Annotated in this window: 12 protein-coding genes; 7 read left to right on the top strand and 5 right to left on the bottom strand. The window is 66.9% G+C overall.

Features of this window, described 5'->3' with window-relative positions; translation table 11 throughout:
- Nucleotides 1-332: 332 nt before the first annotated feature.
- The gene (smpB, locus tag AB4Y92_RS01150; RefSeq protein ID WP_057942782.1) at nucleotides 333-845 is read right to left on the bottom strand and encodes an SsrA-binding protein SmpB; all 513 of its coding nucleotides are present in this window, start codon (nucleotides 843-845) and stop codon (nucleotides 333-335) included.
- Between the two features lie 239 nt (nucleotides 846-1,084).
- Between smpB and AB4Y92_RS01145 the strand changes: the two genes are divergently transcribed.
- Both AB4Y92_RS01145 and AB4Y92_RS01140 read left to right on the top strand, forming a co-directional pair.
- Entirely contained in the window at nucleotides 1,085-1,549 is a 465-nt protein-coding gene (locus tag AB4Y92_RS01145; RefSeq protein WP_057942783.1) for a type II toxin-antitoxin system RatA family toxin, read from the top strand.
- Entirely contained in the window at nucleotides 1,546-1,812 is a 267-nt protein-coding gene (locus tag AB4Y92_RS01140) for an RnfH family protein (protein ID WP_441817973.1), read from the top strand. Before AB4Y92_RS01145 ends, AB4Y92_RS01140 begins: the two co-directional genes overlap by 4 nt.
- Nucleotides 1,813-1,857: 45 nt before the next feature.
- Here AB4Y92_RS01140 and AB4Y92_RS01135 read toward each other — a convergent pair whose 3' ends face one another.
- Nucleotides 1,858-2,265 carry an outer membrane protein assembly factor BamE gene (locus AB4Y92_RS01135; protein WP_057942785.1) on the bottom strand — a complete coding sequence of 136 codons (408 nt, stop codon included), beginning with the start codon at nucleotides 2,263-2,265 and terminating at the stop codon, nucleotides 1,858-1,860.
- Between the two features lie 211 nt (nucleotides 2,266-2,476).
- Here AB4Y92_RS01135 and fur point away from each other — a divergent pair, with 211 nt between their 5' ends.
- On the top strand, nucleotides 2,477-2,878 hold the full coding sequence (gene fur / locus AB4Y92_RS01130) for a ferric iron uptake transcriptional regulator (protein ID WP_057942786.1): 402 nt from the start codon (nucleotides 2,477-2,479) through the stop codon (nucleotides 2,876-2,878).
- Between the two features lie 488 nt (nucleotides 2,879-3,366).
- Here fur and recN read toward each other — a convergent pair whose 3' ends face one another.
- On the bottom strand, nucleotides 3,367-5,049 hold the full coding sequence (recN, locus tag AB4Y92_RS01125) for a DNA repair protein RecN (protein WP_441817972.1): 1,683 nt from the start codon (nucleotides 5,047-5,049) through the stop codon (nucleotides 3,367-3,369).
- Nucleotides 5,050-5,472: 423 nt separating this feature from the next.
- On the opposite strand from recN, the gene hrcA reads away from it, so the two are divergent.
- The 4 genes from hrcA to dnaJ all read left to right on the top strand — a co-directional run bounded on the left by hrcA (nucleotide 5,473) and on the right by dnaJ (nucleotide 10,751).
- Nucleotides 5,473-6,525 (top strand): heat-inducible transcriptional repressor HrcA, encoded by a 1,053-nt coding sequence (gene hrcA / locus AB4Y92_RS01120; protein WP_441817971.1) that lies wholly within the window; start codon nucleotides 5,473-5,475, stop codon nucleotides 6,523-6,525.
- 176 nt (nucleotides 6,526-6,701) lie between these two features.
- On the top strand, nucleotides 6,702-7,217 hold the full coding sequence (gene grpE, locus AB4Y92_RS01115; protein ID WP_441817970.1) for a nucleotide exchange factor GrpE: 516 nt from the start codon (nucleotides 6,702-6,704) through the stop codon (nucleotides 7,215-7,217).
- Between the two features lie 197 nt (nucleotides 7,218-7,414).
- Entirely contained in the window at nucleotides 7,415-9,331 is a 1,917-nt protein-coding gene (dnaK, locus tag AB4Y92_RS01110; RefSeq protein WP_441817969.1) for a molecular chaperone DnaK, read from the top strand.
- A gap of 295 nt (nucleotides 9,332-9,626) precedes the next feature.
- A complete protein-coding gene (gene dnaJ / locus AB4Y92_RS01105) occupies nucleotides 9,627-10,751 on the top strand; it encodes a molecular chaperone DnaJ (protein ID WP_441817968.1) in 1,125 nt (374 codons plus the stop codon).
- A 383-nt stretch (nucleotides 10,752-11,134) separates the two neighbouring features.
- On the opposite strand, the gene AB4Y92_RS01100 is transcribed toward dnaJ, so the two are convergent.
- Together AB4Y92_RS01100 and AB4Y92_RS01095 are read right to left on the bottom strand one after the other, a co-directional pair.
- Nucleotides 11,135-13,858, bottom strand: a complete 2,724-nt coding sequence (locus AB4Y92_RS01100) for a hypothetical protein (RefSeq protein ID WP_441817967.1) — start codon at nucleotides 13,856-13,858, stop codon at nucleotides 11,135-11,137.
- Nucleotides 13,855-14,373 (bottom strand): hypothetical protein, encoded by a 519-nt coding sequence (locus AB4Y92_RS01095; protein ID WP_441817966.1) that lies wholly within the window; start codon nucleotides 14,371-14,373, stop codon nucleotides 13,855-13,857. Before AB4Y92_RS01095 ends, AB4Y92_RS01100 begins: the two co-directional genes overlap by 4 nt.
- Between the last annotated feature and the right edge of the window lie 73 nt (nucleotides 14,374-14,446).

The raw sequence follows: 14,446 nt of genomic DNA, 5'->3' as shown, positions 1-14,446 counted from the left end.
TCTGGAGGGAGCACGCTGAAGCCTCTATCGCAACAACCAGACTCGCGCACTCTTACCTACCGCCATTCCCGCGAACGCGGGAATCCAGTGCCTTTCGTGCGAGAACCTTTGAAGTCGCTGGATTCCCGCTTTCGCGGGAATGACGACCTGGAAGGATGGCGCTGAAGCCTCTGGATTCCCGCCTTCGCGGGAATGACGGACTAGAGGGATGACGTTGAAGTCGCTGGATGTTCGGCTCCGCCGGAGTAAGGCGGAGCCCGCGTTCGCGAGAATGACGACCTGGGGGAAACGCGCCGCAAGCACCCGCGACACAACAAACCCCACCCAAACCCTCAAGCGTCGCGATTATGCCGCCGCATCACCCGCTGCTTCTCCCGCGCCCAATCGCGTTCCTTGCTGGCGTCGCGCTTGTCGTGGGTCTGCTTGCCCTTGGCCAGATGGATCTCGGCCTTGACCTTGTTGCCTTTCCAGTACAACGAGGTGGGCACCACGGTGTAGCCGTCGCGCTGGATGCGGCCGATGAGGTTGTCGATCTCGTGCTTGTGCAGCAGCAGCTTGCGGGTGCGCCGCTCCACGGCCACGACATGGGTCGAGGCCTGGATCAACGGGTTGATCTGCGCGCCGATCAGGAACAGCTCGCCATGCAGGACGACCGCATAGGCATCGGTGATGTTGGCGCGTCCGGCGCGGATGGACTTGAGCTCCCAGCCTTCCAGGACCAGACCGGCCTCGAAGCGTTCCTCCAGGTGGTATTCGTGGCGGGCGCGCTTGTTTTGCGCAATGGTCCCGCCGCCGCCGCCCTTTCCTTTATCCTTACCGGCCTTGTTGTTCGTATTGTTAGCCATGAGCCATTGTCTCCGATCCGAAGGCGGTTTGCGTAGCCGTCGCTGGTTTGGTTGAACGTTGCCGGGGTCGGAGCGGGGGCGAGGCCTTTCGCGGCGGTCGATCCGAGCCGGGAGTTCGGTTTGGGGGCGATGGGGCGACAGTCCGACTGTTTACCTCTTTGGGCCGATTCGAAGCGGCCGACATCAGCCGACTTCGGTTAGCTTGAATTCCGCGCTGCGATCCTCATTGCGATAGCCACATGCCCACCATCCGTCGTTCCGCCCTGGTAGAGCACTCCGCCGCGCGCATGTTCGCGCTGGTCAACGATGTCGGCGCGTATCCGCGCCGCTTCGACTGGTGCGAGCACGCGCAGATTCTCGAAGCCGACGATCAGCACATGGTCGCGCGCCTGGATCTGGGCCTGGGCGCGCTGCGCACCTGGTTCACCACCCACAACACGCTCACCCCGCCGCATCACATCGAGCTCAAGCTGGTCGATGGGCCGTTCCGCAAGCTCGGCGGGCGCTGGGAATTCCATGCGCTGGACGAGTCGGCGTGCAAGGTCACCCTGACCCTGGAATTCGAGCCGGCGGTGAAGCTGCTGGGCCCGGCGATGGCGCTGGGCTTCCAGAGCCTGGCCGATCGCATGGTCGATGACTTCGTCCGCGTGGCCGATCGCGGCGCCGAACCGGGCACGCCCGTGGCGGGCGGCGCGACGGCGTGAAGGTCGAGGTCGTCCGCGCCTGGCCGCGCCGGTTCGAGTCGGTAAGGCTGGAGCTGGGCGAGGGCGCCACGCTCGCCGAGGCGGTGGCCGCGGCCGGGTTCCAGGACGATGCGCAGATAACCGGCTACGCCGTGTTCGGGGTCAAGGCCGCGGCCGATACCCGCTTGCGCGACGGCGACAGGGTCGAATTGCTGCGCGCGCTGCAGATCGATCCCAAGGACGCGCGGCGTCGCCGCGCGGCGGATCGTCCAATCAAGAAATAAGCGCCCGGCGCCCGCGTCGCGGGCCGCCCAGGCGTCGGGACAGGCTCAACCGCCGCGGCGGCGGCGCTTGTCCTTGTCTTTTTCCTTGGCCAGGTTGCGGCCGAACTGCTTGACCGAGGCCTTGGCGATCTGCTCGTCCTGCTCGGGGAAGTAGTCGCCTTCCCACTTGGTCAGGGCGTCGTTTTCGAACCACAGGGTGAGGTTCTTGCGGCTGGTGTGGCCGAGGCGGTCCACGCGCTGGGTCGAGGTGTAGTCCCAGCGGTTCTGGTGGAACGGGTCTTCGATCGACGGCGTGCCGATCAGCACCTGCACCTGCTGCTTGCTCATGCCGGTCTGGAGCTGATCGACGGCGGTCTTCTCGAGCAGATTGCCCTGATAGATCGGCTGCTTGTAGATGATGCCGCAGCCGGCGGTGAGCAGGGAGATCGAGAGAACGAGCAGGAGCTTACGCATCGTATAGGGGTCTGCGGCAGTCGAAGGCAACGGGGCCGATGATACACTGAAGCCCGACCCCACCAAGGGCGGAAACCGGCGCGCGGCCACCCCTCGCGTTCATCCGCCATTCCGGCCCGCCCGCCCGATGCGCCCTCGCGGCGACGGCCAGCCGGTCATTACCCAGGCACGGCGTAGGCCGCCGGACCGAATCAGCTCAAGGGACATCCCCATGGAATCGCAGGACCTGCGCAACGCCGGACTCAAGGTCACCCATCCGCGCATGCGGATCCTGGAACTGCTCGAGCAGTCCAAGCCGCGCCACATGACCGCGGAAGACATCTATCGCATGTTGCTGGAGAAGGGCGAGGACATCGGCCTGGCCACGGTCTACCGCGTGCTGACCCAGTTCGAATCCGCCGGCCTGGTGCTCAAGCACAATTTCGAGGCCGGCCAGTCGGTGTACGAACTCGATCGCGGTCACCACCACGATCACATGGTCGATATCGACAGCGGCAAGATCATCGAGTTCGAAAGCGTCGAGATCGAGGAGTTGCAGCGCAAGATCGCGGCCTCGCACGGGTACGTGATCGAGGAGCATTCGCTGGTGTTGTACGTGCGCAAGAAGCGCTGACCGGCGGGATTCGGGATTCGCGCAGGCGAGGCCGATCCGGTCGTGTTTGGAATGCAGGAAGGCCCGCCATTGGCGGGCCTTCGGCTTTTTGCGGGTTGGGTGGTGGTCTTTCGGAGTCCGTTTGCCTCCAGGCCGTCATTCCCGCAAAGGCGGGCTCCGCCTTACTTCGGCGGAGCCGAACATCCAGAGCCTTCAGCGTCATCCCTCCAAGCCGTCATTCCCGCGAAGGCGGGAATCCAGAGACTTCAGCGCCATCTTCCCAGTCCGTCATTCCCGCGAACGCGGGAATCCAGCGACTTCAGGCGTTCTCGCACGAAAGGCCCTGGATTCCCGCGTTCGCGGGAATGACGGTAGGTGGGGGCGCTGTTTTAGGTATCAGGCGTTAGGCCTCAGACCTCAGACCTCAGACCTCAGGCATCGGACTTCGAATTTCAGACTGAGACCGCCCCGGAATCAGGTCAGGGACTCGAACTCGCGAGCCCCAACCCTCAAACCACATCCGCCAGCAGCCGCTTGGCCGCCGCGCGCACTTCCTTCGTAAGTTCGATACCGCCCAGCATCCGCGCCAGTTCCTCTTCGCGCTGCTTGGACACCAGCAACTGCACCGCGCTCTGGGTCACGCCTTCGCTGGCGGCCTTGCTGACGCGATAGTGAGCATGGCCCTGCGCCGCGACCTGGGCGAGGTGGGTCACGCACAGCACCTGGCGGCTGCCGCCCAGGGCGCGCAGCTTCTGGCCGACGATCTCCGCGACCGCGCCGCCGATGCCGGAATCGACTTCGTCGAACACCATCGTCGGCACTGCGTCCAGACCGAACGCGGCGACTTCGATCGCCAGCGAGATGCGCGACAGTTCGCCGCCGGAGGCGACCTTGCGCAGCGGACGCGCCGGCTGGCCGGGGTTGGCCGCGACCATGAATTCGATGCGCTCGCCGCCTTGCGGATCGGGGCGGTCGTCTTCGACGGTTTCGATGGCGACATCGAAGCGGCCGCCGCCCATGCCCAGTTCGCCGATCAGCTCGGTGGTCTTGGCCGACAGCGACTTGGCCGCGTCGCGGCGCGACTGGCTCAGGGCGTCGGCGGACTTGCGCCAGGTCTTGCGCGCGGTGTCGATCTCGACGTCGAGTTTTTCCAGGCGCACGCCGGCGCCGCGCAGTTGTTCGAGCTCTTCCGCGATGCCGTCGCGGGTCGCGGCCAGTTGCTCCGGGGCGACGCGGTGCTTGCGCGCCAGTTCGTGCAGGCGGCCGATCTTGCTTTCGATCTGTTCGAACGCGGCCGGGTCCAGGTCGAGGTCGTCGCGGACCCGGTCGAGCAGGGACAGGGCTTCGTCGATCTGGATCGCGGCGTTGTCGAGCAGGGCATCGACATCGCGCAGGCGCGATTCGTGCTCGGCCACGCGCTGAAGTTCGCCGCGCACTTGTTGCAGGGTACGGGTCAGCGACGGGCCTTCGTCGCCGCCGATGCGCGCGAACGCGGTCTCGCAGGCGGCGATCAGGCCGGCGGCGTGGGCGTGGCGGCGATGGTCGGCGGTGAGTTTGCTCAGCGCCTCGGGGTCGAGCGTTTCGCGTTCGAGTTCGGCGTGCTGGTGTTCCAGCCAGCCGATGCGGTCGGAGACGTCGCCCTGGGCGAACAGGGTCTCGCGTTCGCGCAGCAGCGCGCTCCACTCGCGCGCGGCGCGGGCGACCGGCTCGCGCACGCCGTCGTTGCGGGCGTAGGCGTCGAGCAGGTCGAGCTGGCTGGACTTGGCCATCAGCGCCTGGTGTTCGTGCTGGCCGTGGATTTCGACCAACCGAGAGGTTAAATCCGCCAGTTGATTCAACGTCACCGGCCGGCCGTTGACCCAGGCGCGCGAGCCGCCGTCGGCGCGGATGACCCGGCGGATCTGGCAGACCGGCGCGTCGCCGTCGCCGGTTTCGTCGAGTTCGTTTTCGCGCAGCCAGGCGGCGGCGAGCGGGGCGTCGTCGAGGGTGAAGTCGGCGACCAGTTCGGCGCGGTCGGCACCGTGGCGGACCACGCCGCTGTCGGCGCGCAGGCCGCTGAGCAGCCCCAGGGCATCGACCAGCAGGGATTTACCGGCGCCGGTTTCGCCGGAGATCACGGTAAGGCCAGGACCGAAGCTGAGCTCGGCGGCGCTGACGACGGCGAATTGCTTGAGCGAGAGATGGGCGAGCATGCGGCGGCGATTGTGCCTGGGCAGGGTGGTGGCTGGGAATGGGAGCGGCGGCGGGGGCGAGCGTAGGGGGCGGGTGGATCAAAAGCTGAGATCCGGTCGCGCTGCCGGCGCAGTGTGGGGCTTAATTCTTACCCGGACCGGCTCGAATCTTGATGTCGATTGAAACTTGGAGATCTGCGCGGAGCCCGAAGTCTCCGTGGGAGGGGCTTTCAGCCCCGACTGCTTCCAGTCGCCGCGCAGCTTTTGAAAGTGTCGTCGCTTCGGGCGTCGGGGCTGAAAGCCCCTCCCACGGAGACATCGAAGTCTCATCCTCGATCCGGGGCCTCATTCCTCGCCACTCACTCCTCAGTTCTCGCTTCTCACTCCTAGCTCCTCCCACCCCAACCCTTGCGCCCCCACCTCCACGCGCCTATATCCATCCCCATGAGCCGCCGACCTCCCGATCCCAGCCTCGACCCGCGCGCGCGGCAATTGCTGCGCACGCTGATCGGCCGCTATATCCACAGCGGCGAGCCGGTCGGGTCGCAGACGCTGGCCCGGCACGCCGGGCTCGACGTCAGCGCGGCGACGATCCGCAACATCCTGTCGGACCTGGAAGACGCCGGCCTGCTCAGCGCGCCGCATTCCTCCGCCGGACGCATCCCGACCTCGCAGGGCTACCGGCTGTTCGTCGATTCGCTGCTGCAGGTGCGGCCGCTGCCGGACGGCGAGGTCGCGCGGCTGCGCAGCGAGCTGCCGTCGGGCACCGGCACCCAGGCCTTGCTCGGCAGCGCCTCGGAGCTGCTGTCGGCGATGACCCACTTCGTCGGCGTGGTGAGCGTGCCCAAGCGCGAGCAGTTCGCGTTTCGGCGCATCGATTTCGTGCCGCTCGACGCGCAACGGGTGCTGGCGATCCTGGTCTTCGCCGACCAGGACGTGCAGAACCGCATCATCCAGACCCGCCGGCCGTACGAAGCCGGCGAGCTGGAACGGGTCGGCAATTACCTCAACGCCCATTTCGCCGGCCGCCCGGTGGCCGAGATCCGCGCCACCTTGCTGCTGGAGCTGCGCAACGCCCAGTCCGAGATGCAGACGCTGCTGGCGCAGTCGGTGGAGCTGGCCGAGCAAGTGCTGACGCCGGACAGCGACGACATGGTCCTGGCCGGGCAGACCCGGCTGATGGGCGTGCAGGAGCTGGCCGACCTGGACCGGCTGCGCGAGCTGTTCGAGGCGTTCGCGCGCAAACGCGAGATCCTGCAATTGCTGGAGCGCACCGTGCAGGCGCCGGGCGTGCGCATCTTCATCGGCGAGGAAACCGGGCTGGCGCCGCTGGAAGGCGTGTCGCTGGTGACCGCGCCGTACACCGCCGGCGGGCGGGTGCTGGGCGTGCTCGGAGTGATCGGGCCGACCCGCATGGCCTACGACCGGGTGATCCCGGTGGTGCAGGCCGCGGCCGATGCGCTGGGCGACGCGTTTCAGACGACCGAAGCCGAGTAACCGGCCTTCTTCGCGTTCGCGGCCGGGCCCTCGCACGCGCCCGGATTGTCCCGAAACCGCCCCCGCACGCCGCAACTGAGCGCCGATCCCGCACGATCGCCGCAGATCCCGGCACTTGAATGCCCCCGTGCCGGCCCCATAGCTGGCCCTGTCGCGGAAAACCGCCAGGAACCAGCATGAGCCAAAACGATCCCAATCCCGACTTGAACCTCGACGCCCAGGACCCGGCGCCGGTCGCCGAGCTGTCCGAGGTCGAGACCCTGCGCGCCGAGCTGAACAAGCTGCGCGAGGATTCGCTGCGCGAACGCGCCGAACTCGACAACCAGCGCAAGCGCGTGGCGCGCGACGTCGAGATGGCGCGCAAGTTCGCCAACGAGCGCCTGCTGGGCGCCCTGCTGCCGGTGATCGACAGCCTGGAAGCCGGCCTGGCCGTCGCCGGTGCCGAGGCCGGCGCGCTGCGCGAAGGCATGGAGCTGACCCTGCGCCAGCTGCTCAAGGTGGCCGACGACAACGGCCTGGTCGCGGTCGACCCCACCGGCCAGCCCTTCAATCCGGAGCACCACCAGGCCATGAGCATGGTGCCGGCGCCGGGCGTGGCCCCGAATCACGTGGTCCAGGTCTACCAGAAGGGCTGGCTGCTCAACGACCGCCTGCTGCGCCCGGCCTTGGTCGTGGTCGCCCAGGACGGCTGAATCGCAAGACGCATCCGCGCCGCGGCGGGGGCCGTGAGGGCGTGGATCGCGGGCTTCACCCAAGGCAACAACAATTGAGGGGAACGGGCACGGGCGCTTGAACTGCCCGGCACCGGGCCCCAAATAGCGAACATCGGCGGCCTGCAGCACCACGCGCCGCCCCCAACATTCAAGCATTGAGAGAGGGAGCTACATCTATGGGCAAGATCATCGGCATCGACCTGGGCACCACCAATTCCTGCGTTGCGATCATGGAAGGCGGCAAGGCCAAGGTCATCGAAAACTCCGAGGGCGACCGCACCACGCCGTCCATCGTCGCCTTCACCAAGGACGGCGAAGTCCTGGTCGGCGCCTCGGCCAAGCGTCAGGCGGTCACCAATCCGAAGAACACCTTCTACGCGGTGAAGCGCCTGATCGGCCGCAAGTTCACCGACGCCGAAGTGCAGAAGGACATCGGCCTGGTGCCCTACGGCATCGCCGCGCACGACAACGGCGACGCCTGGGTGCAGACCATCGACGGCAACAAGATGGCGCCGCAGCAGATTTCGGCCGAAGTGCTGAGCAAGATGAAGAAGACCGCCGAGGCCTACCTGGGCGAGACGGTCACCGAGGCGGTCATCACCGTGCCGGCCTACTTCAACGACAGCCAGCGCCAGGCGACCAAGGACGCGGGCAAGATCGCCGGCCTCGACGTCAAGCGCATCATCAACGAACCCACCGCGGCCGCGCTGGCCTACGGCATGGACAAGAAGGGCGGCGATCGCAAGATCGCGGTCTACGATCTGGGCGGCGGCACCTTCGACGTGTCGATCATCGAGATCGCCTCGGTCGACGGCGAAATGCAGGTCGAGGTGCTGTCCACCAACGGCGACACCTTCCTGGGCGGCGAAGACTTCGACAAGCGCGTCATCGACTACTTGGTCGAAGAGTTCCAGAAGGACCAGGGCATCGACCTGCGCAAGGACCCGCTGGCCCTGCAGCGCCTGAAGGACGCGGCCGAGCGCGCCAAGATCGAGCTGTCCTCCTCGCAGCAGACCGAAGTCAATCTGCCCTACGTCACCGCCGACGCCTCCGGCCCGAAGCACCTCAACATCAAGCTGACCCGCGCCAAGCTGGAGTCGCTGGTCGAGGATCTGGTCAAGAAGACGATCGAGCCGTGCCGCATCGCGCTCAACGACGCCGGCCTGCGCGCCAGCGACGTGGCCGAGGTGATCCTGGTCGGCGGCCAGACCCGCATGCCCAAGGTCAGCCAGGCGGTGGCCGAGTTCTTCGGCAAGGAACCGCGCAAGGACGTCAACCCGGATGAAGCCGTCGCCGTCGGCGCGGCGATCCAGGGCGGCGTGCTGGCCGGCGAGGTCAAGGACGTGCTGCTGCTCGACGTGACCCCGCTGAGCCTGGGCATCGAAACCCTGGGCGGCGTGTTCACCAAGATCATCGAGAAGAACACCACCGTTCCGACCAAGGCCTCGCAGACCTTCTCCACCGCCGAGGACAACCAGTCGGCCGTGACCGTGCACGTGCTGCAGGGCGAGCGCGAGCAGGCCCGCTTCAACAAGTCGCTGGCGCGTTTCGACCTGTCCGGCATCGAACCCTCGCCGCGCGGCATGCCGCAGGTCGAGGTGTCCTTCGACATCGACGCCAACGGCATCCTGCACGTGTCGGCCAAGGACAAGAAGACCAACAAGGAACAGAAGGTCGAGATCAAGGCCGGCTCGGGTCTGTCCGAGGAAGAGATCGCCAAGATGGTCGCCGACGCGGAAGCCAACCGCGAGGAAGACCAGAAGTTCCACGAGCTGGTGCAGGCGCGCAACCACGCCGACGGTCTGATCCACATGACCCGCAGCACCATCAAGGAACACGGCGAGAAGCTGCCGGGCGACCAGATCGGCCGCGCCGAAGCCGCGATCTCCGAGCTGGAAACGGCGATGAAGGGCGACGACAAGGGCCAGATCGAAGCCAAGTCGAAGGCGCTGGAAGAAGCGGCGCAGACCTTGCTCGCGGCGGTCAACGTCGGTCAGCCGGGCGAAGAAGCTCCGGCCGGCAACGGCGCCTCGGCCAAGGCCGACGACGTGGTCGATGCGGAATTCACCGAAGTGAAGGACGACAAGAAGTAAGGCCGGAAATTGGGAATGGGGAATCGGTAATGGACGGGTCGCCGCCGAAACGCGCGACCGGTACGACCGGTTCCCCGTTCTCGTATCCGAGGCCGGATTGCAGCTTGCGGGCACGCCGGGCCGATCGTGATTTTTTTCCGCGAACGCGGGAATCCGACGGCCTGAGACGTTCCTGCAAGAAAGTCGCTGGAGTCCCGCGTTCGCGGGAATGACGGCCCGGTGGATTCGATTCCGCCGGCCCCGGCGTTCCGAATCAAATTACGTTTCCGATTACCGAAGAACCCAGTCCCCGCCCATGAGCAAACGCGACTACTACGAAGTACTGGGCGTTGCGCGCAACGCCAGCGACGACGACCTCAAGAAGGCCTATCGCCGCTGCGCGATGAAACACCATCCGGACCGCAATCCGGGCGACTCGGCCGCCGAGGCCGCGTTCAAGGAATGCAAGGAGGCCTACGAGGTCCTGGCCGACGCCAACAAGCGCCGCGCCTACGACCAGCACGGCCACGCCGCGTTCGAACACGGCATGGGCGGCGGCGGTCCCGGTTTCGCCGACATGGGCGATATCTTCGGCGACATCTTCGGCAATATTTTCGGCGGGGGCGGCGGCGGAGCGCGCGGTCCGCGTCGCGGCGCCGACATCGGCTACGTGATGGAGCTGTCGCTGGAAGAAGCGGTCGGCGGCGTCGAGAAGCAGATCGAAATCCCGACTCTGGACGCGTGCGAGAGCTGCAAGGGCAGCGGCTCGTCCGACGGCAAGGTCGAGACCTGCACCACCTGCAACGGTCGCGGTCAGGTGCGGTTCCAGCGCGGCATCTTCTCGATGCAGCAGGCCTGCCCGCATTGCAATGGGCGCGGCCAGACCATCGCCAATCCCTGCGGCGACTGCCACGGCCAGGGCCGGATCGAGCGGACCAAGACCTTGTCGGTGAAGATCCCGGCCGGCGTGGACAACGGCGACCGCATCCGCCTGACCGGCGAAGGCGAGGCCGGCCCGGCCGGTTCGCCGCCGGGCGATCTGTACGTGGAAGTGCGCGTGCGCGAGCACGACATCTTCCAGCGCGACGGCGACGATCTGCATTGCGATGTGCCGATCCGCATCTCGCAGGCCGCGCTGGGCGACATCATCCGCGTGCCGACCCTGGGCGGCGAAGTCGAGCTGCGCATTCCCTTCGAAACCCAGAGCGGCAAGCTGTTCCGTCTGCGCGACAAGGGCGTCAAGTCGGTGCGCAGCCGCAAGACCGGCGACCTGTACTGCCGCGTCGTGGTCGAGACCCCGGTCAACCTGACCGTGGAGCAGCGCGAGCTGCTGGAGAAATTCGAAGCCACCTTCGTCGGTGAGGGCGCGCGCAAGCATTCCCCCCGTTCCTCGACCTTCCTCGATGGGGTCAAGGGATTTTGGGACCGAATGACGTCTTGAGTTGACGTTATAGCGGTGAAAATCGAAGTGGTGCGAGAAAGGGGCTTCGGCCCCTTTTTTGTGGGTGGGTTTTGCGGGCAGGTGAGCTGCTGTTGGTGAAGAGCCTGTTCAACGTCACTGGAAACGGGTCCGTCATTCCCGCGGACGCTGGCTCCGCCTTACTTCGGCGGAGCCGAACATCCAGAGACTTCAGCGCAATCCCTCCAGACCGTCATTCCCGCGAAGGCGGGAATCCAGAGACTTCAGCGCAATCCTTCCAGGCCGTCATTCCCGCGAACGCGGGAATCCAGTGACTTCAAACGTTCTCGCACGAAAGGCCCTGGATTCCCGCGTTCGCGGGAATGACGAGCAAAAAACACAGGGGCTCGAAACTTGAAGAGGCCTCAGACAGTCGGCCCTGCATGAGTCGGCGCGTTCTGAGCACGCTGCGCCGCCTCCTGCGCAAGCTGCCGCTCCTGCTGCTGATTGAAAGCCAAGGTCTCCCGCGCCGTAGCCTGCACCGCCGGCGCCGGCTCGTTGACGTTCACCGACGCCTTGAAGCCCGGCGTTTCGCCGGCCACCCACAAGGTGTCGCCGCTCATCTTCACCCCGGCGATCTTGCTCGCATCGGTGATGCCGTCCTTCTTCGCCAGCAACATCGCATGGGCGACATGGTCGTCGGAGATCTGCGGCGGCGCGCCGGTGCGGATCTTGGCGAACATCGCCTGATCGGCCGAAGGCAGTTGCTGCAGCGGCGAGGCGGCGGCGCGTTGGTCCGACGGCAAGCCGGGCGCGGAAATGCTGCCGGTGGATGTCGCCGGGTCCGGCGCCTTGACCTCCGGCTTCGTCGCCGGTGCCGGCGCCGGGGCGCTCAATGCGGCTTTTTCCGCCTGCTTGATCTCGTCGGACGTGGTGATGCCCTTAGGCACCATCTTGCTGTCGGACAGGATCCCGTCGCGGCCGTCGTCCATCATCGTGACGATGGCGCTGTTGGGCCCGGGACGGCCGGTCTTGGGGTCGGGCTGCAGCGTCAGCGAGTAAGGATGCCCCGCCTGGGCCAGACCGCCGCGCGCGTGCGTGGCGGCAACCGCGGCGGTCGCGGCGTCGATCTGCGCCTCGGTGCGCGGCACGCCGGCGTTGGCGTAGGCGCCGGCGACCATGCCGCGCATGCTCATGGGCTGGGGCAGGGTGGGGTGAGCGAGCGCCTCGGCGGCGAGCGCGGAGAACTCCTGCAGGCCGGCACGCTGGCTTTGGTAGGTGGCGTTCAATTCATCGCGAATATTGCCGCCGGCCTGATTGGTGCCGTAGATCATGCCCGGCGTCGTCCACTCGCCGTTGGCGCCGCGCGTGTAAGTGTCGCCGTCGGAGGCCTGCAGCGATTCGGTCTTGGCCGCGGCGTCCTTCACCGCCGCCGGCACGTCGCCGTTCTGCTTCCAGCCGAACTGGTTGTAGGCCACCTGATAGCGCGCGGCGACCGCCGCGGGCGTGTTGGCGGCGTTCTCGGCGATGATCAGTTTCGCGCTTTGATCCAGTTCCGCCGCGCGCTGCGGGTTGGCGGTTTCGGTGTGACTGATCTTGATGCCGTGTTCCAGCCGGTCATCGACGACTTCGCGCTTCCAGGCATGGCTCTGCGGATCGCGCGTCCAGTTGCCGCCGCCGTCGATGCTGTGAGTATCGCCCTTGCCGGGCGGGAGCGAATACGGGTTCTGCGGCGTGCGCGCATTGCTCAGGCCCAGCTCGTAGGAGGCGTTGGCCGACTTGTAGTTCAACTCGTTGGCCAGAACGTCGCCGGCCACGTAGCGCACCTTGCTGTAGGTCGCCGCGCCGTTGTCCGCGCCCACCGTCGTGTTGGCTTTGACCTGCTCGGTCTGCGCCACGCGCGTCCAGGTCGCTTTCTCGCCCTTGGGATCGCGGCTCCATTCGTTGCCATCGCGGTCCTTCTGAGTGAATACCCGGTCGATGTCTTTCTGCTGGGCCCATTTCTCGCCCCACACCGCGCCGCCGATGCCACCGGCGATGCCGCCGATGGCGCCGGTGACCAGCGCGCCGGGACCTGTTTCCGAACCCGCCACCAAGCCATAGCCGGCGCCGGCCAGAAAGCCGCCGGCGATGCCGCCGCCGATACCGCCGACATTGCGGCCGATGAAATGGGTGCGGGCCGATTCGGCGCCGGTGGTGTTGCCCTGCGACTCCAGCTTCATCACCTGATGGCCGGTGGTGACGAAGTCGTAGGCCAGCGCGGCCGCGCCGACCACCGCCGCGCCTTTCATCACCGTGCCCGGACGCAGGCCGCGGGCGACGCCGGCGGCCTCGCCGGTAAGCGCGGCTTCGCCCACGCTCGCCGCCGGCGCGGTCAGGCCGGTGGGCGCGCGGGCGAGGCCGGCGCCGGTCAGCTCGGCGGCGGGCGTGAATTTCGCCGCGTCGGCGCCCAGGGTCGCGACCGCTTCGCGCGACAGCGTGACCTTGGTGACCGCGGTGCCGGCGTTCTCCGGCGCCACGAAAATGCCCTTGGGCGCGGCCTCGATGAACTGCGCCTGCACTTTCGGCAGCACCGCGTCGGCGCCGCCCTTGCTGTAGAGCGTCTTCAACTCGGATGTGGGCTGTCCGCCCAGGGTGCGGACATTGGGATTGTCGAGTACCGCGGGCAATTCGACCTTGCCGAACACGCGCTCGATGTTGGCGTTGCTGGCGATGACCTTGATGTCGCCGCGCAAGGAGCCGGCGAACTCATGCGAGGCTTCGCCCCATAGCGAACCTTCCAGCGAGGTCGCGCTGCGCGCGGCGGCGTTGGGATTGCCGTAGAGCAAATCGCCCGCGGATTTTCCCGCCTGGGCCAGATCCTGGCCTTGCCCCATGAAAATGCGTTCGGCGGTGTCGCGGATCGCCTTCTCGACTTGCTTGTCGCCCAGGAACTGCGCGCGCGGCGTGTTGTTGATGATCGGCTCGCCGGTCTTGCTCGCCAGTTCCAGCGCGATGCTTTCCGACGACACGCTGCCTACCGGGCGGCTGTAGAGAACGCCGCCTTCGCCCACCGCCTTGGCCGGGAACTCGCGTGCGATCGCCTGCACTTCCTCCAGCGTCGCGGCTTTCCTGATCCGTCGTATCTGCTCGGAATAATCGTCGCTCATGACGCGTACTCCTCATCCTTGAGCAGCGCCCAACCGTCGCGGAAGATCACCTCGCCCATGAAGCGCGCGTTCGGATATTCCATCAGCAGGTGAGGGCGGTCGGCGAAGCGGGTGCCGGCGTCGATCAGCTGCACGATCAGCGCATGGATGGCCGCGATCTGCGCGCCGGTGAAGGTGCGGCAGGCGTCGAGCATCGGGATGCCGACATCGTCGCTGGCGTAGCCGAACGACACCACTTCGATGTTGTAGTCGTTGTTGTTCGGCAGGAAGGCGCGGACGATTTCGCCGAAGTATTCGGTGCCGGCCACGTCGATGGCGAAGGTCTCGTGACCTTGCTCGTCGGCGCCGCGCACGCCGCCGGAAAACCTCGCTCGCCCTTGGGGGAACTGCACCCAGTCGAAGGGGGGATCAAAGGGTTCCATGCCTGTTTCTCCTTGGTAGGCCATCGAAAATTCCGGCTTCCGACGTACGGACGGCTCATGGGTTGCGCCGGACCACGGCATGGATGATGCCACGCCCGTTCTCCGGCGGCATCGGCCGGGTGCCATCGTTGACCGTGGCGACGACGGCCGCGGCCGCGCCGGGCCG

Source organism: Lysobacter sp. TAB13 (genome assembly GCF_052113885.1).
Classification (GTDB): Bacteria; Pseudomonadota; Gammaproteobacteria; order Xanthomonadales; family Xanthomonadaceae; genus Lysobacter; species Lysobacter gummosus.
Note: the sequence above shows the minus strand (reverse complement) of the source record. Positions and strands in the feature narration are given on the sequence as shown.

What these genes read in the sequence shown, in the direction of transcription:
- smpB (WP_057942782.1), bottom strand. Translation starts at nt 845, where the DNA reads ATGGCTAACAATACGAACAACAAGGCCGGTAAGGATAAAGGAAAGGGC.
- AB4Y92_RS01145 (WP_057942783.1), top strand. Translation starts at nt 1,085, where the DNA reads ATGCCCACCATCCGTCGTTCCGCCCTGGTAGAGCACTCCGCCGCGCGC.
- AB4Y92_RS01135 (WP_057942785.1), bottom strand. Translation starts at nt 2,265, where the DNA reads ATGCGTAAGCTCCTGCTCGTTCTCTCGATCTCCCTGCTCACCGCCGGC.
- fur (WP_057942786.1), top strand. Translation starts at nt 2,477, where the DNA reads ATGGAATCGCAGGACCTGCGCAACGCCGGACTCAAGGTCACCCATCCG.
- recN (WP_441817972.1), bottom strand. Translation starts at nt 5,049, where the DNA reads ATGCTCGCCCATCTCTCGCTCAAGCAATTCGCCGTCGTCAGCGCCGCC.
- hrcA (WP_441817971.1), top strand. Translation starts at nt 5,473, where the DNA reads ATGAGCCGCCGACCTCCCGATCCCAGCCTCGACCCGCGCGCGCGGCAA.
- grpE (WP_441817970.1), top strand. Translation starts at nt 6,702, where the DNA reads ATGAGCCAAAACGATCCCAATCCCGACTTGAACCTCGACGCCCAGGAC.
- dnaK (WP_441817969.1), top strand. Translation starts at nt 7,415, where the DNA reads ATGGGCAAGATCATCGGCATCGACCTGGGCACCACCAATTCCTGCGTT.
- dnaJ (WP_441817968.1), top strand. Translation starts at nt 9,627, where the DNA reads ATGAGCAAACGCGACTACTACGAAGTACTGGGCGTTGCGCGCAACGCC.
- AB4Y92_RS01100 (WP_441817967.1), bottom strand. Translation starts at nt 13,858, where the DNA reads ATGAGCGACGATTATTCCGAGCAGATACGACGGATCAGGAAAGCCGCG.